The following is a 21,261-nucleotide window of genomic DNA, read 5'->3' on the forward strand; positions in this document are numbered from 1 at the left end:
TCTAAAAAATGAAAATGATTATCACAATGGCATCTCTATTTCTTGTAATCGGATGCAAAACAGTTCCAATCAACTCAAAATCAACGACAATGAATTTAAAAAATCTGCACACCGAAAATAAAGCGGTTCAAACTTCTGTATTGTTTCAACCTACCGATGGAAAAGTAATTTCGTTGCAAATTGCAAAAAACAAGCAATTAGCAGAACACATGACTAAAGTACCAGCTTTATTAGTTTGTGTTTCTGGAAATGCAACGTATAAAGATGAAAACGGAACTACTATAACATTACAATCTGGTGATTATTTCAACATTCCGGTAAACGTAAAACATTGGGTAGATGCTCACGAAGAAAGTAATTTCTTGTTGATAAAATAATGAGTATTGTCGTCAACAACATATCAAAATCGTATAAAAAAACAAAAGCAGTCGAAAACATTACTTTTGATGTAAATGACGGAGAATTATTCGGTTTAATTGGTCCAGATGGTGCAGGAAAAACAACTATTTTCAGAATACTGACAACGCTATTAGTCGCTAATGAAGGAAATGCTGAGGTAGCTGGTTTTGATGTAATCAAACAACTCAAAGAAATCAGAAACTCTGTTGGTTACATGCCTGGTAAATTCTCACTGTATCAAGATTTAACTGTTGAAGAAAACTTACACTTTTTTGCCACTATTTTCGGAACTACCCTTGAGGAAAATTATGATTTAATAAAAGACATATACATTCAAATTAAACCATTCAAAGACCGAAGAGCTGGAGCACTTTCTGGCGGAATGAAACAAAAATTAGCATTATGTTGTGCCTTAATTCATGCACCTAAAGTATTATTTCTTGACGAACCAACCACCGGAGTTGATCCCGTTTCTCGTAAAGAGTTTTGGATTATGCTCAAGCGATTGCAACAAAAAGGGATTACTATATTAGTTTCCACTCCATACATGGATGAAGCGTCGTTGTGCGATAGAATTGCATTGATACAAAAAGGTAAAATTCTAAAAATAGATACACCAGCAAACATCATTAGTAATTACGAAAAAGTAATTTATGATGTACAAGCAAAAAACACACACGGACTTATACACGATCTAAAAAATTACCCCAATCAATACAGTGTGTATGCTTTTGGTGAATACGTGCATTACATAGATAAAAATGCAGATTTTAATCCAAACGATTTAGAAACGTATTTGAAAAATAAAAATCATAACGACATCATTATAAAACCAGCAACAATAACAATCGAAGATGTTTTTATGGATTTGTAAATCAATTTTCAGATTTCAAGTCTTTGAGGTTTCCAAATCGTTTGAGATGCGAGTTAAATAAAAAATCGTTGCGACTTTGCGACTTCGTGACAAATAATTATGGAAAGAGAAAAAATTATATCTGTAAAAAACCTAACCAAAAAATTTGGCAACTTCTCGGCTGTCAAAGGGATTTCGTTTGATGCATATAAAGGAGAGATTTTCGGTTTTTTAGGTGCCAATGGAGCAGGAAAAACAACAGCGATGAAAATGTTGATTGGCATTTCAAATCCGACTTCCGGTGAAGCCAATGTCGCAGGTTTTGATGTACATACACAAGCCGATTTGGTGAAAAAAAGTATCGGATACATGAGCCAAAAATTCTCCATGTATGATGATTTAACCATCAAAGAAAACATCACTTTTTTTGGTGGAATTTACGGATTATCAAGAGTACAAATCAAACAAAAAATTGCCCACCTACTCGAAGAATTAGAGCTTCAAGAGGTAGCAAATAATTTAGTCGGTTCGTTGCCATTGGGTTGGAAACAAAAGTTGTCGTTTTCAGTTGCCTTACTGCATGAACCTAAAATTGTTTTTTTAGACGAGCCAACAGGCGGTGTTGACCCAATAACCCGAAGACAATTTTGGGAAATGATTTATACACAAGCCTATAAAGGAATAACCATTTTTGTAACCACACATTACATGGATGAAGCTGAATATTGTGACCGTGTTTCAATTATGGTTGACGGTACAATCGAAGCACTTGATACGCCTAAAAATTTAAAACAACAATTCAATGTTGATTCTATGAATGATGTGTTTTTAAAATTAGCACGGAATATTGAATAACTAATTAAAAAAGAGGCGAAGATTTTATCCTACCTCGCAATGACAAAATGAAACGATTCACCGGATTTGTAAAAAAAGAGTTTTATCATATTTTCAGAGACAAACGCTCCTTGTTTATTCTGTTTGGTATGCCAATTGCACAAATTTTACTTTTTGGTTTTGCTATTACAAACGAGATTAACAATGTTGACATTGCTATTTTAGACCAATCAAATGATGTAGAAACACAAAAAATCATCAATAAAATAAAAGCATCACCCTATTTTAATATCGAAAATCAAATTGAAAAAGAGCGAGATATAGAATCGGAATTTAAAAAAGGAAAAATCAAAGCAGTCTTAATTTTTGAACCAAATTTTAGTAAAAATTTAGAAACAAAAAAGGTAGCCGTTATACAAACCATTACCGATGCAACAGAACCCAATGTTGCCAACACGATAGCCAATTACACCTCAGCGATAATTCAAAATTATCAAGCTCAAAAAAAACAGCCCAATATTAATCAAATGAAGGTGCAAGTGCATTCGCGAATGATATACAATCCCGAACTCAAAAGTGTTTTTAATTTTGTCCCAGGAGTGATGACCGTTATTTTGATGCTCGTTTCAGCCATGATGACCTCTATTTCTATCACGCGAGAAAAAGAATTAGGAACGATGGAAATCCTTTTAGTTTCGCCATTAAAACCCTTTCAGGTAATTATCGGTAAAGTATTTCCGTATATTTTTCTTTCCATTATAAACGCAATCGTAATTTTGACATTAGGTTATTTTGTTTTCAAAATGCCCATCAACGGTAGTATTTTTTTGTTGGCATTTGAAAGTATTTTATTCATCATTTCTGCACTTTCGTTAGGCATATTAATTTCCACCATTTCTAATTCGCAACAAACGGCAATGATGCTGTCGCTAATGGGTTTAATGCTACCAGTAATCATTCTTTCCGGATTTATATTTCCGATAAACAGTATGCCATTACCCATGCAAGCAATCAGCAACATCATACCCGCCAAATGGTTTATTATTATTGTAAAAGCCATTATGCTCAAAGGTGTCGGAATTCAATACATATGGAAAGAAACACTTATTCTAATTGGAATGACCGTGTTTTTTATATCAGTGAGTATTAAAAAATATAAAATTAGATTAGAATAACTTTTAGGAGCTATTCCTGCTTTACGCTCCAATCTTTTCTTTTTTAAAGAAAAAAAGAAAAGGATTTCCACTGCAATCAGGGCTAAAAATTATACAATGAAAACAATACTATTCATCATACAAAAAGAATTCAAGCAAATTTTTAGAGATAAAAGTATGTTGCAACTGATATTTATTCTACCCATTTTGCAATTATTGATTTTGTCAAATGCAGCTACTTTTGACGTTAAAAATATCAGTATTACTTTTGTCGATAATGATCAAAGTCGGGATTCAAGAGAACTAATAAATGCTTTTAAAGCATCAACTTATTTTAAAGTTACAGAACCTTATTATTCTGAAAAAGAAGCTGTCGAAGAAATGCAAAAAGGGAAAACCGACATTATTGTTACTTTTCCCATTCATTTCAATCGTGACCTACAAAAAGAACAAAAAGCTAGTGTTTCAGTAAGTATTAATGCCATTGATGCTGCAACGGCTGGTGTTGAAAATGTGTATGTAACACAGATTTTAAATACCTATAATCAAAATATTCAAATGCAGTCAAAATACTTCTCTGAAAACAAAGAAGTTACTCAAAACATAATGGTTATTCCTTCTTTTTGGTATAATAATACCTTAAATTATAAAACCTTTATGGTTCCGGGCATATTGGTTTTATTAGTTACTATGCTTACATTATTTTTATCATCGATGAATATTGTTAGAGAAAAAGAATTAGGTACTTTAGAGCAAATCAATGTTACACCCATCAAGAAATATCAATTTATTATCGGAAAATTATTTCCGTTTTGGATACTAGGTTTAGTGATTTTGACAGTTGGTTTACTAATAGCCAAACTTGTTTTTAATGTGCCCATGTTAGGCAGTATTTTTCTTGTTTATGGATTTACATCAGTGTATTTGCTGTTAATTTTAGGATTCGGCTTGTACATTTCCAATCATACAGAAACGCAACAGCAAGCCATGTTTATTGCTTGGTTTTTTATGGTCATTTTTATTTTAATGAGTGGCTTGTTTACGCCCATCGAAAGCATGCCAAAATGGGCTCAAAATCTAACATTGTTAAATCCTATTCGGTATTTTGTAGAGTTTATTAGAATGGTTCTTTTAAAAGGCTCAGGAATTTCAGAAGTGCTACCAAACCTTTTAATTGTTAGCGGATTTGCAGTTTTTGTAAATGGCATGGCGGTTTGGAGTTATAAAAAATCAAATTAGAAAACTAGCTGAAACCTAAGATTTAATCAAAAAGCAACTGATTAATTGTAATCTTCATTCAAAGTAAAATAGTTTAAAGCACCAATGTATTAAAGACTTATATTAGCACAATGTTTATAAAATGGTTTAACCAAAATACACTGTTGTAAAGCATAACAATATGGAAAACAATAAATCACACTGGGAAAATGTATTTGCTACTAAAAACCCAAACGAAGTCAGTTGGACACAAAAATATCCCAAAACGGCGATGAAATATATAGAAAGTTTGGGGCTTTCTAAAACCGCTAAAATAATTGACGTTGGTGGTGGCGATAGTAATTTAGTAGATGCTTTAGTAGAAAACGGATATGAAAATATTTGGGTTTTAGACATATCTGAATTTGCATTAGAAAAAGCAAAGAAACGCTTAGGAGAAAAAGCAGCCAAAGTAAATTGGATTGTTTCCGACATTAATGAATTCTCTACCGACCTTAAATTTGATTTTTGGCATGATCGAGCTGTTTTCCATTTCCTAACAAACCAAGAAAGTATAGATAAATATGTAGCACTAATTACAAAAGCGATAGCTGATAAGGGCAATTTTCTATTGGGTACATTTTCAGAAAACGGCCCACTAAAATGCAGCGGTTTAGAAATAAAACAATATTCAGAACATCTAATGCGGCAAACATTTTACCAAAACTTTGATGCTTTAAAATGTTTTACTGAAAATCATATCACACCATTTAATACAATCCAAAATTTTCAGTTCTGTGGTTTTAGAAAGCGATAGAAAAAGTATGAATTTAATAAAAAATGTTTGCTGATTTTAGCAAACATTTTTTATTAATACAATTATCACACTAGTCTATTTGCTAATAGTCACATAATAAATTATTTATAAATTTTTTTCTTTATTTTTCGTTTCAATCTTTTAATTGTCTTTTCAAATCTATTCTTAAAAAAAGCGCAATTTTTTATTTTATCAATGTTCTCTTAAAAAGTAAATTTTAGTATTTAAATTTTACAATTGCTATGAGTATTCGAATGATTTTGAATGCTTATCAAATATTTATGCAAATAATTACTAAAGTTATGTAACAAAAAAATTGTAGTGCAAAATACCTTTGATGTATAACTAAAATAAAAAAATTATGAAAAATTATAATACTTACAAAAGTTGCATTGAAGCTTGTTTAAAATGTGCAGTGCTTTGCAATTATTGCGCTTCATCCTGCACAAAGGAGGAAGATGTGAAAATGATGTCTCTGTGCATCCAACTTGATATGGAATGTTCAGCAATTTGCTATGCTGCAGCACAATTAATGAGTCTTGGCAGCGAAAGAGCTAATGAAATCTGTAAAATTTGTGCAGGTATCTGTGAAGCTTGTGCAAAAGAATGTGCTAAACACGACAATGTACACTGTAAAGAATGTTCTGTAGCGTGCGAAAATTGTGCCATTGAATGCAGAAAAATGGTTGCTTAAATTTCTAAATTATTATTCGCATACAATTTAAACCGCAGATAAACATCAACTTTAATCTGCAAAAAATAATTTGCTTTATGATTCCAGTCATAAAATTCAACCATATTCTATTCAGACCTTTGAAGTATTATTTTAAACAAAATCATATTATGAAAAAACTTGTATTATTAATTACCACAGCGTTTATATTGTTTTCATGTGGCAAAAAAGAAAAAGAGGGCGAGGAATATAATCCGTCTCCAACTACCGAAGAAACCGCCGCAACGGATCCATCTTCTTATGATCCTCAAAGAGGTGAAGGTAAATTTACAACTGTTGAACTTGGAGATGCCCTAGATGTAGCGATGGCTTCAAAAGGAGAAGAAGTTTCAAGTGTAAAATGCACCTCTTGTCATAAAACTACCGATGAAAAATTAGTAGGCCCAGGTTGGAAAGGTGTGACAGAAAGAAGAAAGCCAGAATGGATCATGAATTTTATTACCAATCCTGATCCAATGATTGACAAAGATCCAGAAGTACAAGCGCAACTAGAAATTTGCCTTGTTCGTATGCCAAATCAAGGTTTGGTTGATGATGAGGCTAGAAGTATTTTAGAATTCATGCGTAAAAATGACGGCGTAAAATAAAAATAACAAACTGTCATATTGGGTGAAAGCGATAAGACGGTTTTTAATTTCAATAAGATGAAAAATAAATTTATAAAAGCAGTTGTAGTTCTAATTTTAGGAAGTTCATTAATCACTTCTTGCAAACCTAAAAATTCAGGTGATGTTGTAAGTGGCGACGCAGCACAAAAAGTATACGTTGCTCCAGGAAAATATGATGAATTTTACAACTTTGTTTCCGGAGGTTTTAGTGGTCAAATGAGTGTTTACGGTTTGCCCAGCGGTAGAATGTTGAAAGTTGTCCCTATTTTTTCGGTTGATCCTGAAAGTGGATGGGGTTTTAGCGAAGAAACCAAACCAATGTTAAATACTTCTGAAGGATTTATACCTTGGGATGATCAACATCACTTAGAGTTATCTCAAACTAATGGTGAAGTTGATGGTCGTTGGATATTTGCAAACGCAAATAATACACCTCGTATAGCTCGTGTTGATTTAAAAAGATTTAAAACTGCTGAAATAATTGAGTTACCTAATTCTGCAGGAAATCACTCCTCTCCATTTATTACTGAAAATACAGAATATGTTGTTGCAGGTACGCGTTTTGGAATTCCAAGTGATTATGAAGATGGAGATGTACCAATAAATACCTACAAACAAAATTTCAAAGCTCACATAAGTTTTATCAAGGTGGATAAAGAATCTGGTAAAATGGATTTATCGTTCCAGTTGCGTTTACCAGGTGTAAATTTCGACCTTTCCCATGCAGGTAAAGGGAAATCGCATGGTTGGTTTTTCTTCACTTGTTACAATTCTGAACAAGCAAATACGCTTCTCGAAGTAAATGCTTCTCAAAATGATAAAGATTTTATTATGGCAGTGAATTGGAAAAAAGCCGAAGAGTACATTAAAGCGGGTAAAGGTAAAATTGAAAAAACAAAATATGCACACAATACTTGGAACGATGAAACGCACACAGGAACTTCTGTAATAAAAGATGAGGTTTTAGTTTTAGATGCCATGGCAATGAAAGACATCTGCTACTTAATGCCTTGTCCAAAATCGCCTCATGGTTGCGATGTAGATCCAACAGGTGAATATATTGTTGGTTCAGGAAAATTAGCCGCTTTAATTCCTGTTTTTAGTTTTGATAAAATGACTAAAGCTATTGCGAAAAAAGATTATGAAGGTAATTATGAAGGAATTCCTGTTCTAAAATACAAATCTGTTCTTTATGGTGAAGTTCAAAAGCCAGGTTTAGGGCCATTGCACACCGAATTTGACGGAAAAGGAAATGCCTACACAACTTTCTTCGTATCTTCTGAAGTAGTAAAATGGGATATTAAAACATTAAAAGTTTTAGATAGAGTGCCAACATATTATTCTGTAGGTCATTTGTGTATTCCTGGAGGTGATTCTAAAAAACCGTTTGGAAAATATCTAATTGCTTATAATAAAATTACAAAAGATAGATATTTACCAACTGGCCCTGAGTTAACACAATCGGCTCAATTATATGATATTAGTGGAGATAAAATGAAATTGTTGTTAGATTTTCCAACTATTGGAGAACCGCACTATGCTCAAGCAGCTCCAGCCGATTTAATTCGAAATAATGGACAATTAAAATTCTATGACATTAAGAAAAACAACCACCCACGAGTTGCCAAAGGCGAAAAAGAAACTAAAGTAGTTAGGGAAGGAAATAAAGTACACGTTTATATGACAATGATTCGTTCTCATTTCTCTCCGGATAACATTGAAGGAATTAAAGTAGGTGATGATGTATATTTTCATATTACAAATCTAGAACAAGACTGGGATGTTCCTCACGGTTTCTCAATTAGAAGAGCTCAAACGGCAGAATTACTAATAATGCCAGGAGAAACCGCTACATTAAATTGGAAACCTACCAAAGTTGGAATGGTTCCTTTCTATTGCACCGATTTCTGTAGTGCATTACATCAAGAAATGTCAGGATACATTAGAGTTTCTCCTGCAGGAAGTAATGTGCCAATCAGTTATAGTTTAGGTACTAATTTACCTGCTTCTTCTACAAAATAAATCATAAAAGGGAGCAATTCAAATTGCTCCCTTTTTTACATCTCAAAAAATGAAAATTTCAAATTTAACGGCTTTATCAAAAGTGATGCTTTTGGTTGCTGGATTGCTTTTTATAGGTTCATTATTTGTTCCAATGTGGCGCATTGAACTCGAAGCACCTCAATATCCAGAAGGTCTTGTTCTACAATTGCACGCCAACAAAATTGGCGGAGATGTTGACATCATCAACGGATTAAATCACTACATAGGAATGGCAACTTTACATTCCGAAAACTTTCTTGAATTCACTATTTTGCCCTATATTTTTGGTGTATTTGCGATTATTTCGCTAGTATTAATCTTTATAAATAATCGTAAGGCTGTTTTAGTATTCTTTACTTTTTTTGTTCTTTTTGTTATTCTTGCAGGAATTGATTTTTACAGATGGAATTATGAATATGGACACAATCTTGATCCAAATGCTGCTATAAAAGTTCCTGGAATGGCTTATCAACCTCCTCTAATTGGTTACAAACAACTATTAAATTTTGGAGCATATTCTATTCCAGATATTGGTGGATGGATGCTAACTGGTGCAGGGGTTTTATTATTCTTAGTAATCTTAAAAGAATTTAAATTTAAAAAATCTATATAAATGAAATGGTTATCCTTTTTTTCAATCTTTTTTTTATCAATTTCTTGTGCAAATAAGGAAGTAGTCCCTATCAATTTAAATACAGATGGTTGCGATTTTTGTAAAATGAAAATTGCGGATGGAAAATTTGGTGCCGAATTGATAACTTCAAAAGGTAGAATCTACAAATTTGATGATATGCACTGCATGGTTAACTATCACAAAGAAAATAAAGATGTTCAAGTTCACTCGTTTTACATTCATGATTACAACCAGAACAACGGATTAATTCCAGCAGAAACAGCTTTTTACATAAAAGGAGGAGAAATTAATAGTCCTATGCACGGAAACATCATTGCTGTTAAAACAAACAAAGAAGCACAAATAATAGCTCAAAAATTAAAAGCTAATCCAATTTTGTGGCAAGAAATAATCAAATAAAATGAAATATCTAGTAGCGTTTCTTTTTTTATCCTTTTCACTACATGCAACAACTATTCATGTGGGAAAAAAGTATACGGTAAAATCAGTAAAAAAAGGTATTGCATTAGCCAAAGTTGGTGACACAGTCATAGTACATGGCGGACTTTACAGAGAAGGAAATATATCAATTAAGAAAAAGATTGTTTTTCTCGGCAAAAATTTACCAATATTAGATGGCCAAAAAAAACATGAAGTTTTATCAATTTATGCTGATAGCGTGGTGGTTGATGGTTTTAAAATTATCAAATCGGCTTATGCAACAATTACTGATCCATGTGGCATAAAAGTGTATAACAGAAATCATGTGATTATTCAAAATAATGTTTTGGACGACAATTTTTTTGGTATTTATTTACAAAACTGTCAAAGCTGCACCATAAAAAATAATTATCTACGAGCATATGGCAAAGAAGAACAGCAACTTGGTAATGGAATTCACTGCTGGAAATCGAACGATATTTTAATTATTGCTAATCGAATTGATGGGCATCGAGACGGAATTTACTTCGAGTTTGTTTACGACTCTTTAATTTGGCGCAACATAAGCGTAAATAATATTCGTTACGGTTTACATTTTATGTTTTCACATAGTGATACTTACATCACAAATGTTTTTAAGAAAAATGGAGCAGGTGTTGCTGTGATGTATACGAAAAATGTAAAAATGTTCAACAACTATTTTGAAGAAAATTGGGGTGATTCTGCCTATGGTTTATTGCTAAAAGATATATCAGATAGTTATATATTTAATAATCGATTTGCTCGAAATACTTCAGGAATATACATGGAAGGTACTTCAAGAATCAAGGTTGAGAAGAATATTTTTGAATCGAATGGTTGGGGAATGAAAATTCAAGCAAGTTGTATGGATAACGAAATTGTGAATAATAATTATTTAAAAAACACATTTGATATTAGCACAAACGGAAGTTTGGTTTTAAACTCGTTTAATTCAAATTATTGGGATAAATATGAAGGATATGATTTAGATAAAAACGGAATAGGTGATGTTCCTTATCATCCATTAAGTTTGTTTGCAGTTTTGACAGAAAAAACACCTTCTGCGATGTTACTATACCGAAGTTTTATGATAACTCTTTTAGATAAATCAGAGAAAGTTTTACCAAGTATAACACCAGATAATTTTATAGATAAAACGCCATTAATGAAATCGCTGCCATTATGATTGAAATTAAAAATATAAACAAAAAGTTCGGAAAATTAGAAGTGCTGAAAAGCGTCAATCTTTCATGCAAAAGTGGAGAATGTATTGCGCTAATCGGACCAAATGGTTGCGGAAAAACAACATTGATAAAATCAATTCTCGGAATGGTTTTACTTGATAAAGGTTCGATTGAATTTAACGGAAAATCGATTTTAGGAGAATATATATATCGAGAAAATATTGGTTATATGCCCCAAATTGGACGTTATCCTGATAATATGACCATAGGACAAATCATCGATATGATTAAAAAAATCAGGAATTCTAATCATGATTTAGATGAAGATTTATTAAATGCATTTGAATTAGAAAAAATGTTCGACAAGCAAATGCGAACACTTTCGGGTGGAACAACTCAAAAAGTGAGTGCTGTTTTAGCTTTTTTATTCAATCCCGAGGTATTGATTTTAGATGAACCAACGGCAGGTTTAGATCCATTGGCTTCCGAAATTTTGAAAGAAAAAATCATTAAAGAAAAAGAAAAAGGAAAACTCATTTTTATAACATCGCATTTATTAAGCGAATTAGATGATTTGGTTACCGAAATTATTTTTATGCAAGATGGCGAAGTTCATTTTCATAAAAAAGTGGCTGATTTAAAATCTGAAACCAATGAAACTAAAATTTCTAAAGCTATAGCAAGTATTCTAAAACAAAGACAACCCGGAACTCCAAATCCGAAACTCGAAATTGTATCATGAACAGAATAATAAAAATCATATTACTCGATATTTTAAAAAGCAAAATAGTATTAGCTTACACTTTCATTTTAGCTATTCTGTCATGGAGTTCATTTGCATTAGAGGACAATTCCGCCAAAGGAATATTAACTATTTTGAACGTAATATTATTCACGGTACCTTTAGTTTCAATACTTTTCGCAACTATTTATTTATACAACAGTTCCGAATTTATTGAGCTTTTATTAAGTCAACCCATCAAACGAAGAAAAATATGGATAAGCTTATTTCTAGGACTTTCCATCTCAATGATTATTGCTTTTTTTGTTGGTGCCGGAATTCCGTTATTAGTAAATTCACCAGATAGTGTAGGAATTATAATGTTGCTTAATGGTTGTTTGATAACAGTAATTTTTACAGCATTAGCATTTTTAAGTTCCATTCTAACAAGAGATAAAGCTAAAGGAATAGGAATTGCAATTATGACTTGGTTGTTTTTTGCCTTGCTTTTTGACGGATTGGTTTTGTTTTTATTATTTCAATTTCAAGATTATCCAATCGAAAATGCAATGGTAGGAATCACAGCTTTTAGCCCAATTGATTTGGCACGTATTCAAATTTTGTTGCATCTTGATGTCTCTGCAATGATGGGTTACACGGGTGCGATTTTTAAAGACTTTTTCGGAACTTCAACAGGATTGATTGTTTCTTTCTTATTGTTAAGTTTATGGGCAATTATCCCGTTTTTTATTTCTTTAAGAAAATTTAATAATAAAGATTTGTAAAATGAAAACAGATATTAGAAATAGAAAAGACATCGAAAAACTAGTAAATGCTTTCTACGAGAAAATAAAAACAGATGAAGTTATTGGCTATCTATTTACCGATGTTGCCAATGTAAATTGGGAATTACATTTGCCAAAAATGTATAACTTTTGGGAGAATATTCTTTTTTATACAGCAAATTATGAAGGCAATCCAATGGCGAAACACAAAGCATTACACGAAAAAAGCACCATGACTAAAGCGCATTTTCAGCATTGGATTGATGTTTTTAATAAAACTGTAGATGCACTTTATGAAGGGACGAAAGCAGAAGAAATAAAAAATAGAGCCATGAATATTGCCACAGCCATGATGTATAAAACTCTTTCTTGATGCTTCATCAAATCTATTTAATATTGCATTTATTAGCCGCTAGTATTTGGATTGGCGGACATTTGTTTTTGTCAATTCGATTTTTACCCGAAGCTTTTAAAAAGAAAGATATTTCAATTCTGACTGATTTCCGTCTTAAATTTGGTAAAATCGGAATGCCTTCTTTATTTATTTTAGTCATCACAGGAATTCTTTTGGCTTATGATTATGATGTTCCAATTTCTAAATGGTTTTCCTTTTCAAGTCCAATTGAAAAGATTGTTTCTATAAAATTACTATTGCTTTTTACTTCACTGGCTTTGGCGGTTCATTCCCAGAAATTTGTTTTCCCAAAGTTAACTTCAGAGAAAATGATGCCTGTAATTATTGAAATTATCACTATAACTTTAATTGGAGTTACTATGCTGATTTTAGGAAGTTTGGTTCGAGTAGGAGGAATTTAATTTTTTATTTTTTACAAAACTACCGCGGTTTTCCATTCTATCCATTGATTGCGTAACAATTAAAATTGCAACGTCAATCATGTTTTTTAATTCATAAAAATCTTTGTTGATTATGTGCCTTTTTTGTATTTCATCACATTCTTTTTTCCAAATTTCAAGTTGGGTTCTGGCGTGGGATAAATTATAATCATTTCTAACAATTGAAACTTTTTGCTGCATTAGAAGCAGTAATTCAGGCTTTATTTTGGAAATATATTCTTGAGATATTGGTTTAGACTTATTGGTTTTCCATTCAACAATTTTGATTTTAGGACTATTATTTTCAAAAGTGGCATTAGCCAAGAAATTATAAATTCTTTCCGAATAAACTAATGCTTCTAAAAGTGAATTTGAAGCCAGCCGATTGGCACCATGCAAACCTGTTTGGGAACATTCGCCGCAGGCAAGTAAATTTTCAATAGATGTTTGTCCGTTCGTATTTACAGAAATCCCACCACATAAATAATGTTGCGCCGGAATGACGGGAATCCAATCTTTTTCAAGATCAATCCCAACGGCTTTGCAACGAGCATAAATCATTGGAAAATGTTTAATAAAAGCCGACATGTCCAAGTGTGTACAATCTAAAAAGACACATTCGTCACTTGATTTTTTTAATTCAATTTCAATACTTTGCGAAATTACATCTCTTGATGCTAAATCGCCTCTTTCATCATAATTAAGCATAAATCGATTACCTTTTTTTGTTCTCAGGTAAGCTCCAAAACCTCTAACCGCTTCTGAAATTAAAAAAGCTGAACTTAACTTTTTATCGTACAAAGCCGTTGGGTGAAACTGTATAAATTCCATGTCTTTAATTTTGGCTTTAGCTCTGTTTGCCATTGCAATTCCATCTCCGGTGGCTACCGTAGGATTGGTTGTATGTCCATAAACTTGACCGATTCCACCAGTTGCCAACAATGTAAAATCGGATTGAAAAGGTATAATATCGTTGGTCTTTTCACTTAAAACATAAGCGCCATAACAGTGATTTTTTTCTGTTATTAATTCCAAAGCAAAATGAAAATCAAAAATTTCTATATTCTTTTTTTTATGAGCTTGTACTAAAATTGCACGTTCAATTTCATAACCCGTTTGGTCTTTATGATGAACGATTCTATTTTTGGAATGACCGCCTTCTCTTCCTAAATCGAAATTTCCTTTGTCATTTAAGTCAAAATTGGCCCCCCAATTTATTAATTCCACTAAACGCTTCGGACCTTCCGTGATTACCATTTTCACCACTTGTTTATCACATAAACCATCACCGCAAATTAAGGTATCATCGATGTGTTTTTTAAAATTATCATCCAACTGATTTTGAACCACAGCAATTCCGCCTTGCGCGTATTTAGTATTGGATTCGTCTTCACTGGATTTGGTTACAATAGTTATTTTTTTACCTGGAAATTTATCTGCAATTTTTATAGCAAAAGTTAATCCTGCAATGCCCGAACCTATGATTAAATAATTTGTTTGTATCATTATTTTGATAATTCAAGCATTCGTTCAATAGGGACTAATGCTTTTTTTCTGATATCATTTGGAACAATAATCTCTGGACTTTCATTGAGCAAACAATCGTATACTTTTTGAAGTGTATTCATTTTCATAAACCCACATTCGCTACAAGCACAAGTGTTATCTTCGTACGATGGCGCCGGAATAAGTACTTTTTCAGGAACTTCTTGTTGTGCTTTGAATAGAATTCCTGCCTCGGTAGCAATAATAAATTTGTTATAAGGACTTGTTTTTACATAATCAATCATTTCAGAGGTTGAACCAATGTAACTTGCTGTTGCTAAAATGTGTGTTTCCGATTCGGGATGCGCAATGATTTTAGCCTCGGGATGTTTTTTATGAAGCGCAATCAATTTATCCAAAGAAAATGCTTCGTGAACCACGCAAGAACCATCCCAAAGCACCATTTTTCTACCTGTTTTTTGATTGATATAATTGCCTAAATTCTTATCGGGAGCGAAGATGATTGGAATCTTTTCAGGAACAGATTCTACAATTTTTACCGCATTTGAAGATGTACAAACAATGTGACTTAGCGCTTTTATCTCGGCAGAACAATTTACATAGGTAATCACAATATGATTGGGATGCGCATCAATAAATTTTTTAAATATGTGTGGAGGACAAGATTCCGCTAGGGAACAGCCTGCTTTCAAATCGGGTAGGATTACTTTTTTATTTGGATTTAAAATTTTTGCAGTTTCCGCCATAAAATGAACTCCTGCAAATAGGATAATAGCTGCCTTTGCTTTTGCCGCTTCTTGCGATAAGCCTAAACTGTCTCCTACATAATCGGCTATTTCCTGAATTGCTGGTTCCTGATAATAATGTGCCAAAATGATTGCGTTTTTTTCTTTTTTTAGTTTGAGTATTTTCTCTTTAAGCGTTTTCATTTTTTTATAGCAAAGCTGTTAATTAATTGAATATCAATACTAAAAAACCTGTATTGATTTTAAACAAAGGAAATGCTGAAAATTAAGTTATACTATGATTTAAGTCATATATGCAGAGCTGTATTCTTTTGTAATATTGAAGTACTAAAAAAATAGAGAAATGAAAACACTGCAAAAAATGACAATAGGAGAATATGTAGCGGAAGATTTTAGAACAGCCGCTATATTTTCGAAGCATGGAATAGATTTTTGTTGCAAAGGGGATAGAACTTTAGAAGATGTTTGTCATAAAAAAGATCTTGAACTGGAGGTTTTGGAAAATGAGATTGCATCAATTTTAGAATCAAAAAATGACACAGGAATCGATTTTAAAGCTTGGCCAACTGATTTGTTAATTGATTACATCGAGAAAACGCATCATCGTTATGTTGAAGAAAAAACACCAGTTATTTTACAATTTTTAGACAAGCTTTGCAAAGTTCATGGGGAAAGACATCCTGAACTTTTTGAAATCAACACTTTGTTTAAAATAGGTTCCGGTGTTTTGGCACAACACATGAAAAAAGAAGAATTGATTTTATTCCCATTTGTAAAAACAATGTTTAAAGCATTGGAAGAAAACGCCGAAATTGAACAACCGCAATTTGGCACCGTCAATAATCCAATTGCAATGATGATGGATGAGCATGAGAATGAAGGGGAACGTTTCAGAAGAATTTCAGAATTGTCAAATCATTATGCGCCACCAGAGGATGCTTGTAATACTTACAAAGTAACATTCTCTATGCTGCAGGAATTTGAGCAAGATTTGCACAAACACATTCACTTGGAAAACAATATTCTTTTTCCAAAAGCCAAAACAATGGAAGAACGATTTTCTGTTTTATAAATAGGAAGTAATTATAAAAACTCAAAAAACATCAAAACACTATGGAAAAATATGTTATAAAAAGAAACGGTGATTACAAACCTTTTGAGAGTTATAAAATAAAGGACGCCATAGTAAAAAGTTTTGAGAGTGTTTCTCTTTCATTTGACGAAAATATTTTTGCAATTGTTATTGCAATTATAGAAAGTAAAACTACTTGGGCTGTTGAGGAAATTCAGGATGTAATTGAAAAAATTCTTTTTCAAAAAGGGTATTTTACAGTCATGCGTTCGTATATGTTATATCGCCACACCAGAAAACTGCAGCGTGAACATATTCAGGGCTTAAATGATGACACAACATATGTAAACAGTACACAAACCATAGAGGAATATATTTCGCAAACCGATTGGAGAATCAATGCCAATGCCAATACTTCCTATTCCAACGCGGGTTTAGTAAATAATGTTGCTGGCAAAATCATAGCCAATTATTGGTTGGATAAAGTCTATTCAAAGGAAGAAGGTTATGCGCATCGAAATGGCGACATCCACATTCATGATTTGGATTGTTTGACAGGATATTGCGCGGGATGGAGTTTGCGTGTTTTGCTAAATGATGGCTTTAATGGCGTTCGTGGCAGGGTAGAAAGCAAAGCACCGTCTCATTTCAGGGAAGCATTAGGACAAATGGCAAACTTTCTTGGTATTTTACAAAGCGAATGGGCAGGAGCACAAGCATTCAGTTCGTTCGACACCTATTTGGCACCTTATGTTTTCAAGGATAATTTGTCTTTTGATGACGTGTTGAAAGCGGTTCGCAGCTTTGTTTATAATTTGAATGTTCCGGCGCGTTGGGGACAATCGCCGTTTACTAATATTACTTTGGATTGGGTTGTTCCCGATGATCTGAAAACTCAAATTCCAACTAAAAACAACCATCATTTTTTTGAAGGAAATTTTAATCACGATATTCTTTCAAGAGCCATTCTGCGCGGTGTTGATTTGCCAACGGATTTGCGTTACGAGCATTTTCAAGAAGAAATGAATCTTATAAATAAAGCATATTATACCGTAATGACTGAAGGCGATGCTAACGGTCAACCATTCACTTTTCCTATTCCAACGGTTAATATCACCGAAGATTTTGACTGGAATGGAGAAAACACAGAAATTCTTTTTGAAAACACAGCTAAAATTGGCTCTTCCTATTTTCAAAATTTCATTGGAAGTCAATACATTTTGGATGAAAATGGCAAAAAAGTAGAAAATGAAAGTGCTTATAAACCTAATGCTGTTCGCAGTATGTGTTGTCGTTTGCAGCTCGATTTAAGAGAATTATTAAAACGTGGCAACGGACTTTTTGGAAGTGCCGAAATGACCGGAAGCATTGGTGTTGTTACCATAAACATGGCTCGATTAGGTTATTTATATGAAGGAGATAAAGAGGCACTTTTTGCACAATTAGAAAAACTGATGGGGATTTCTAAATCAACATTGGAGAAGAAAAGAGTTTTTATTCAAGACATGTATGATAGAGGATTGTTTCCTTACACGAAACGATATTTGCCTCATTTCAGAAACCATTTTTCAACGATTGGAGTAAACGGAATGAACGAAATGGTGCGTAATTTTACTAATGATAAAGATGATATTACGACTGTTTTTGGAAATGATTTTTGTATGGAAATTTTAGATTACATTCGAAACAGAATGCGAGAATATCAAGAGGAAACTGGAAATTTATACAATCTTGAAGCCACACCAGCTGAAGGAACAACGTATCGATTTGCCAAAGAAGATAAAAAAAGATTTCCAACTATTCTTCAAGCCGGAATGGGAGAAAATATTTATTATACCAATAGTTCGCAAATTCCAGTTGATTTCACACAAGATCCTTTTGAAGCATTACTTATGCAAGATGAATTACAATGTAAATACACAGGCGGAACGGTTTTGCATTTGTATATGAACGAGAGAATTAGTTCGCCAGAAGCGTGTAAAAACTTTGTGAAAACAGTTTTAACCAAGTTCAGATTACCTTATATTACAGTCACTCCGGTATTTAGCGTTTGCCCGGTTCATGGATATTTGAACGGCGAACATGAATATTGCCCAAAATGTGACGAACAAATTATTGAAAATCAAAACAACACAAACTATGAAAACAAAAATTAATGAAGTTTCAGAACAAAATCAAAATTTAAGAACTAAATGTTTGGTTTACACTCGAGTAATGGGTTATCACCGACCTGTTGAAAGTTTTAATATTGGAAAAAAAGGCGAACACAAACAGCGAGTACATTTTAAAGAAAATCAGTGTTAGCAAAACCTATTCACAGTATAACACCATTTACATTATTAGATTATCCCAATAAATCGGCTTGTATTCTTTGGTATGCGGGCTGTAATATGCGGTGTTTGTATTGTTATAATCCCGAAATTGTTTTAGGAAAAGGGGCCATTGCTTTTTCTGAAACAATTTCTTTTTTAAAAACCAGACAAGGTTTGCTTGATGCCGTTGTTTTCAGCGGTGGTGAATGTTTGATGCATAAAAATATTGTGCAGCAAATACAAGAAATAAAAGCTATGGGTTTTTTTGTAAAAATTGACACCAATGGTTCCAATCCAAAAGTTTTGGAACAATTGATAAACGAAAACCTAATTGATTATGTAGCGTTAGATTTTAAAGCCACAAAAGATACGTTCCAGAAAATTACAAAATCAGAGTTGTTTCAACCATTTGAAAAATCATTTGAAATTCTTTTGGATAACAGCATTCAATTTGAAATTAGAACCACGTACCATTCTGATTTGATTTCAAATATAGAAATGAACGAAATGGTTAGTTATCTTGATGCGAAAAAATATACCGGGAATTATTATGTGCAATCATTTAAAAACAATGTAGCAACACTTGGAAATTTAAACTCATCAATAAGAATTAAAGAAACTGAATTTTCTAGTGCATCAAATTTCAATGTTATTTTTAGAAATTGATTTCAATCTTTTCAGAAATTCAAAAATAACAACATACAATCCTACCAAAATTCCAATTCCAAAAGAGGTGAATACTACATACATCCAATGCAATGAATCCTGAAATTTACCGAAAGAAATGTGTTGACTAAAAAATGTCCAATATCCTTTTTTTACTCCCAAAATGAGAAGCGTTATCCAAAATAACACAAACGAAATATGAAATATTTTAATTCCCAAAGTAAGCTTTTTTAGTGAAGATTTTGTAAACGGATTTTCAGTTTCTATAATATAAGCAATTGACGATAAAAGAATTAAAGTGTTAATTCCGATAGTTGTTCCCATAGAATGCGCCACCGTAATGTGCGTTCCGTGAGTGAATAAATTGATTGACGGAATTGATATTAATAAAGCTAAAATAATATTCAAAAACACCCAAAAATCAGCTATAAGCATCAATTTGTAAGCAAATGAGAATTCGATTTTCTTTTCTTCGGATAAACTTTTTTTCCAATCATAAATAATCGAAAATAGAATAATCCATTCGGTCATGCTTATTGCGTAAGCTAAATATCGAATCCATGGCGCGGTTGGAATAATGTAAATATGATGTGCCCATCCAAACATTAAGTTGGTCAGTCCAAGAAAATAAAAGAAAAATGCTTTTTTAGATTGAGCATAACTTTCATTCTTGCTGATTTTCGACATTACAAAAAGCGCAGTTCCATACACCAACATGTTCCAAGAACCAACATACGAACCGCCTGATTTCCATTGCATTGCAATATTTTGAATAAAATTATCCCTAAAATAAGGTAGCATCCACAAATGCGCTTCGGTAAAATGATAGATCATAAATACAATTCCGGTTGCCCACATCCAGTAATAAACTGGCCAATTTTTAAAGTTTGGCAACATGGTTTTAAAATAATTTATACCGAATATAATCCAACCTAAAACTATTGGAAAATAGAAATAGCTCGGAAATTCTAAATATTCCTTTCCTGCAAAATTCTTTGATAAATACGAGAAAATAATTCCAATTCCAGTTACAATAAACAACCAAAAATGGACTTTTATAAGGTTTTGATTGACTGGTTTTATGTAATAATAAATGCCTCCAATGGCTGATAGTAAAATCCACGAAACTACAAAAAACGTGTGTAGAGGACGGATTGCATTAAAAGGCAACACTTCTTTTATAAAACTAGGAACGATATACTGAAAGCCAGCTAATAATCCGCAAAGTAGTCCAAGCATTAATGAAATTAAGCCAACAGTAATAAAGTAAAAAGGATATTTATTATTTGTCATGGTTTTCATTTTTATATTTTATTGAAACCCAACCATTAGGTTTTATTTCTGTTTTTGTATTTGGATAATAACCTGTTTGATCTACTTCTTTTAAAAATTGAATTAGTGCCTCTTTTTCAGTGTTATTGAACTTAAATTTTGGCATCGATTTTACACCACTGTTTAACATGGCTTTTAAGTAATATTCGTTTTTATTTTTATTGGAATATACGTTGGTCAAATCCGGTCCAAGATAACCGCCAAGACCATAAAGTTGATGACAAGAATTGCAGTTGTTTTTTAGCCAAATGTTTTCGCCTTGAATGGCTTTTTTAGAAAGATGAATGGTGCCGTAATCAGTTTTGGAAGTATAAATGGTAAAATTATAAATTGAAAATAGACTAATCAAAAGTAGTAGAAAAAGGAGCTGTTTTTTTGAAGGAATCATTT

The 21,261-nt window shown here is 32.4% G+C and carries 24 protein-coding genes; 20 read left to right on the forward strand and 4 right to left on the reverse strand.

The window, feature by feature from the left end; translation table 11 throughout:
- Positions 1-8 precede the first annotated feature (8 nt).
- From LG45_RS04870 to LG45_RS04945, 16 genes are all read left to right on the forward strand, one after another.
- On the forward strand, positions 9-377 hold the full coding sequence (locus LG45_RS04870) for a cupin domain-containing protein (protein WP_240471807.1): 369 nt from the start codon (positions 9-11) through the stop codon (positions 375-377).
- Positions 377-1,273, forward strand: a complete 897-nt coding sequence (locus LG45_RS04875) for an ABC transporter ATP-binding protein (RefSeq protein ID WP_174799558.1) — start codon at positions 377-379, stop codon at positions 1,271-1,273. Before LG45_RS04870 ends, LG45_RS04875 begins: the two co-directional genes overlap by 1 nt.
- A gap of 99 nt (positions 1,274-1,372) precedes the next feature.
- The gene (locus LG45_RS04880; protein WP_052087491.1) at positions 1,373-2,107 is read left to right on the forward strand and encodes an ABC transporter ATP-binding protein; all 735 of its coding nucleotides are present in this window, start codon (positions 1,373-1,375) and stop codon (positions 2,105-2,107) included.
- A gap of 47 nt (positions 2,108-2,154) precedes the next feature.
- A complete protein-coding gene (locus LG45_RS04885; protein ID WP_035124940.1) occupies positions 2,155-3,261 on the forward strand; it encodes an ABC transporter permease in 1,107 nt (368 codons plus the stop codon).
- 96 nt (positions 3,262-3,357) lie between these two features.
- Positions 3,358-4,479: an ABC transporter permease gene (locus tag LG45_RS04890; protein ID WP_035124942.1), complete on the forward strand. Its 1,122-nt coding sequence runs from the start codon at positions 3,358-3,360 to the stop codon at positions 4,477-4,479.
- 160 nt (positions 4,480-4,639) lie between these two features.
- Positions 4,640-5,254, forward strand: coding sequence for a class I SAM-dependent methyltransferase (locus LG45_RS04895; RefSeq protein WP_035124944.1), 615 nt, complete (start codon positions 4,640-4,642; stop codon positions 5,252-5,254).
- 361 nt (positions 5,255-5,615) lie between these two features.
- Positions 5,616-5,948 carry a four-helix bundle copper-binding protein gene (locus LG45_RS04900; protein ID WP_035124946.1) on the forward strand — a complete coding sequence of 111 codons (333 nt, stop codon included), beginning with the start codon at positions 5,616-5,618 and terminating at the stop codon, positions 5,946-5,948.
- A 149-nt stretch (positions 5,949-6,097) separates the two neighbouring features.
- On the forward strand, positions 6,098-6,574 hold the full coding sequence (locus tag LG45_RS04905; protein WP_035124948.1) for a c-type cytochrome: 477 nt from the start codon (positions 6,098-6,100) through the stop codon (positions 6,572-6,574).
- 57 nt (positions 6,575-6,631) lie between these two features.
- Positions 6,632-8,617 carry a Sec-dependent nitrous-oxide reductase gene (gene nosZ / locus LG45_RS04910; RefSeq protein ID WP_035124950.1) on the forward strand — a complete coding sequence of 662 codons (1,986 nt, stop codon included), beginning with the start codon at positions 6,632-6,634 and terminating at the stop codon, positions 8,615-8,617.
- Positions 8,618-8,666: 49 nt separating this feature from the next.
- Positions 8,667-9,251, forward strand: a complete 585-nt coding sequence (locus LG45_RS16350; RefSeq protein ID WP_035124951.1) for a hypothetical protein — start codon at positions 8,667-8,669, stop codon at positions 9,249-9,251.
- Positions 9,252-9,671 (forward strand): nitrous oxide reductase accessory protein NosL, encoded by a 420-nt coding sequence (locus LG45_RS16355; RefSeq protein ID WP_035124954.1) that lies wholly within the window; start codon positions 9,252-9,254, stop codon positions 9,669-9,671.
- Position 9,672: 1 nt separating this feature from the next.
- Positions 9,673-10,899 carry a nitrous oxide reductase family maturation protein NosD gene (locus tag LG45_RS04925; RefSeq protein WP_035124956.1) on the forward strand — a complete coding sequence of 409 codons (1,227 nt, stop codon included), beginning with the start codon at positions 9,673-9,675 and terminating at the stop codon, positions 10,897-10,899.
- Positions 10,896-11,639 carry an ABC transporter ATP-binding protein gene (locus tag LG45_RS04930; RefSeq protein ID WP_052087492.1) on the forward strand — a complete coding sequence of 248 codons (744 nt, stop codon included), beginning with the start codon at positions 10,896-10,898 and terminating at the stop codon, positions 11,637-11,639. Before LG45_RS04925 ends, LG45_RS04930 begins: the two co-directional genes overlap by 4 nt.
- Positions 11,636-12,403 carry an ABC transporter permease subunit gene (locus LG45_RS04935; protein WP_035124958.1) on the forward strand — a complete coding sequence of 256 codons (768 nt, stop codon included), beginning with the start codon at positions 11,636-11,638 and terminating at the stop codon, positions 12,401-12,403. The genes LG45_RS04930 and LG45_RS04935 overlap by 4 nt, the downstream gene beginning before the upstream one ends.
- Before the next feature lies 1 nt (position 12,404).
- Positions 12,405-12,776: a group III truncated hemoglobin gene (locus LG45_RS04940; RefSeq protein WP_035124960.1), complete on the forward strand. Its 372-nt coding sequence runs from the start codon at positions 12,405-12,407 to the stop codon at positions 12,774-12,776.
- Complete coding sequence (locus LG45_RS04945) at positions 12,776-13,219, forward strand: hypothetical protein (protein WP_035124962.1); 444 nt, start codon at positions 12,776-12,778, stop codon at positions 13,217-13,219. Before LG45_RS04940 ends, LG45_RS04945 begins: the two co-directional genes overlap by 1 nt.
- Here the strand turns inward: LG45_RS04945 and nadB are convergent.
- Both nadB and nadA read right to left on the reverse strand, forming a co-directional pair.
- The gene (nadB, locus tag LG45_RS04950; RefSeq protein WP_035124964.1) at positions 13,187-14,743 is read right to left on the reverse strand and encodes an L-aspartate oxidase; all 1,557 of its coding nucleotides are present in this window, start codon (positions 14,741-14,743) and stop codon (positions 13,187-13,189) included. The genes LG45_RS04945 and nadB overlap by 33 nt on opposite strands.
- A complete protein-coding gene (gene nadA / locus LG45_RS04955; RefSeq protein ID WP_035124966.1) occupies positions 14,743-15,672 on the reverse strand; it encodes a quinolinate synthase NadA in 930 nt (309 codons plus the stop codon). Before nadA ends, nadB begins: the two co-directional genes overlap by 1 nt.
- Before the next feature lie 160 nt (positions 15,673-15,832).
- Between nadA and ric the strand changes: the two genes are divergently transcribed.
- From ric to LG45_RS04975, 4 genes are read left to right on the forward strand one after another with little or no spacing between them, the layout of a single operon-like run.
- Positions 15,833-16,561 (forward strand): iron-sulfur cluster repair di-iron protein, encoded by a 729-nt coding sequence (ric, locus tag LG45_RS04960; RefSeq protein ID WP_035124969.1) that lies wholly within the window; start codon positions 15,833-15,835, stop codon positions 16,559-16,561.
- Positions 16,562-16,602: 41 nt separating this feature from the next.
- On the forward strand, positions 16,603-18,717 hold the full coding sequence (locus LG45_RS04965; protein WP_035124972.1) for a ribonucleoside triphosphate reductase: 2,115 nt from the start codon (positions 16,603-16,605) through the stop codon (positions 18,715-18,717).
- The gene (gene nrdD, locus LG45_RS16695) at positions 18,701-18,865 is read left to right on the forward strand and encodes an anaerobic ribonucleoside-triphosphate reductase (RefSeq protein ID WP_131494639.1); all 165 of its coding nucleotides are present in this window, start codon (positions 18,701-18,703) and stop codon (positions 18,863-18,865) included. Before LG45_RS04965 ends, nrdD begins: the two co-directional genes overlap by 17 nt.
- Positions 18,859-19,539, forward strand: a complete 681-nt coding sequence (locus LG45_RS04975) for an anaerobic ribonucleoside-triphosphate reductase activating protein (RefSeq protein ID WP_081932040.1) — start codon at positions 18,859-18,861, stop codon at positions 19,537-19,539. The genes nrdD and LG45_RS04975 overlap by 7 nt, the downstream gene beginning before the upstream one ends.
- Here the strand turns inward: LG45_RS04975 and LG45_RS04980 are convergent.
- Both LG45_RS04980 and LG45_RS04985 read right to left on the reverse strand, forming a co-directional pair.
- Positions 19,510-20,832, reverse strand: coding sequence for a cbb3-type cytochrome c oxidase subunit I (locus tag LG45_RS04980; RefSeq protein ID WP_052087493.1), 1,323 nt, complete (start codon positions 20,830-20,832; stop codon positions 19,510-19,512). The two genes, LG45_RS04975 and LG45_RS04980, sit on opposite strands and share 30 nt — an antisense overlap.
- Positions 20,822-21,259: a c-type cytochrome gene (locus LG45_RS04985; protein ID WP_052087494.1), complete on the reverse strand. Its 438-nt coding sequence runs from the start codon at positions 21,257-21,259 to the stop codon at positions 20,822-20,824. The genes LG45_RS04980 and LG45_RS04985 overlap by 11 nt, the downstream gene beginning before the upstream one ends.
- Positions 21,260-21,261 lie beyond the last annotated feature (2 nt).

The sequence above is a fragment of the Flavobacterium aquatile LMG 4008 = ATCC 11947 genome (assembly GCF_000757385.1).
Taxonomy (GTDB): Bacteria; Bacteroidota; Bacteroidia; order Flavobacteriales; family Flavobacteriaceae; genus Flavobacterium; species Flavobacterium aquatile.

Excerpts from the sequence above, each read along its gene's own strand:
- nadB (WP_035124964.1), bottom strand. The coding sequence starts at position 14,743 with ATGATACAAACAAATTATTTAATCATAGGTTCGGGCATTGCAGGATTA.
- nadA (WP_035124966.1), bottom strand. The coding sequence starts at position 15,672 with ATGAAAACGCTTAAAGAGAAAATACTCAAACTAAAAAAAGAAAAAAAC.
- LG45_RS04930 (WP_052087492.1), top strand. The coding sequence starts at position 10,896 with ATGATTGAAATTAAAAATATAAACAAAAAGTTCGGAAAATTAGAAGTG.
- LG45_RS04875 (WP_174799558.1), top strand. The coding sequence starts at position 377 with ATGAGTATTGTCGTCAACAACATATCAAAATCGTATAAAAAAACAAAA.
- LG45_RS04940 (WP_035124960.1), top strand. The coding sequence starts at position 12,405 with ATGAAAACAGATATTAGAAATAGAAAAGACATCGAAAAACTAGTAAAT.
- LG45_RS04885 (WP_035124940.1), top strand. The coding sequence starts at position 2,155 with ATGAAACGATTCACCGGATTTGTAAAAAAAGAGTTTTATCATATTTTC.
- nrdD (WP_131494639.1), top strand. The coding sequence starts at position 18,701 with ATGAAAACAAAAATTAATGAAGTTTCAGAACAAAATCAAAATTTAAGA.
- LG45_RS04965 (WP_035124972.1), top strand. The coding sequence starts at position 16,603 with ATGGAAAAATATGTTATAAAAAGAAACGGTGATTACAAACCTTTTGAG.
- LG45_RS04895 (WP_035124944.1), top strand. The coding sequence starts at position 4,640 with ATGGAAAACAATAAATCACACTGGGAAAATGTATTTGCTACTAAAAAC.
- LG45_RS04985 (WP_052087494.1), bottom strand. The coding sequence starts at position 21,259 with ATGATTCCTTCAAAAAAACAGCTCCTTTTTCTACTACTTTTGATTAGT.
- LG45_RS04925 (WP_035124956.1), top strand. The coding sequence starts at position 9,673 with ATGAAATATCTAGTAGCGTTTCTTTTTTTATCCTTTTCACTACATGCA.
- LG45_RS04890 (WP_035124942.1), top strand. The coding sequence starts at position 3,358 with ATGAAAACAATACTATTCATCATACAAAAAGAATTCAAGCAAATTTTT.
- ric (WP_035124969.1), top strand. The coding sequence starts at position 15,833 with ATGAAAACACTGCAAAAAATGACAATAGGAGAATATGTAGCGGAAGAT.
- nosZ (WP_035124950.1), top strand. The coding sequence starts at position 6,632 with ATGAAAAATAAATTTATAAAAGCAGTTGTAGTTCTAATTTTAGGAAGT.
- LG45_RS04880 (WP_052087491.1), top strand. The coding sequence starts at position 1,373 with ATGGAAAGAGAAAAAATTATATCTGTAAAAAACCTAACCAAAAAATTT.
- LG45_RS04935 (WP_035124958.1), top strand. The coding sequence starts at position 11,636 with ATGAACAGAATAATAAAAATCATATTACTCGATATTTTAAAAAGCAAA.
- LG45_RS16355 (WP_035124954.1), top strand. The coding sequence starts at position 9,252 with ATGAAATGGTTATCCTTTTTTTCAATCTTTTTTTTATCAATTTCTTGT.
- LG45_RS04900 (WP_035124946.1), top strand. The coding sequence starts at position 5,616 with ATGAAAAATTATAATACTTACAAAAGTTGCATTGAAGCTTGTTTAAAA.
- LG45_RS04905 (WP_035124948.1), top strand. The coding sequence starts at position 6,098 with ATGAAAAAACTTGTATTATTAATTACCACAGCGTTTATATTGTTTTCA.
- LG45_RS04945 (WP_035124962.1), top strand. The coding sequence starts at position 12,776 with ATGCTTCATCAAATCTATTTAATATTGCATTTATTAGCCGCTAGTATT.
- LG45_RS04980 (WP_052087493.1), bottom strand. The coding sequence starts at position 20,832 with ATGACAAATAATAAATATCCTTTTTACTTTATTACTGTTGGCTTAATT.
- LG45_RS16350 (WP_035124951.1), top strand. The coding sequence starts at position 8,667 with ATGAAAATTTCAAATTTAACGGCTTTATCAAAAGTGATGCTTTTGGTT.
- LG45_RS04870 (WP_240471807.1), top strand. The coding sequence starts at position 9 with ATGAAAATGATTATCACAATGGCATCTCTATTTCTTGTAATCGGATGC.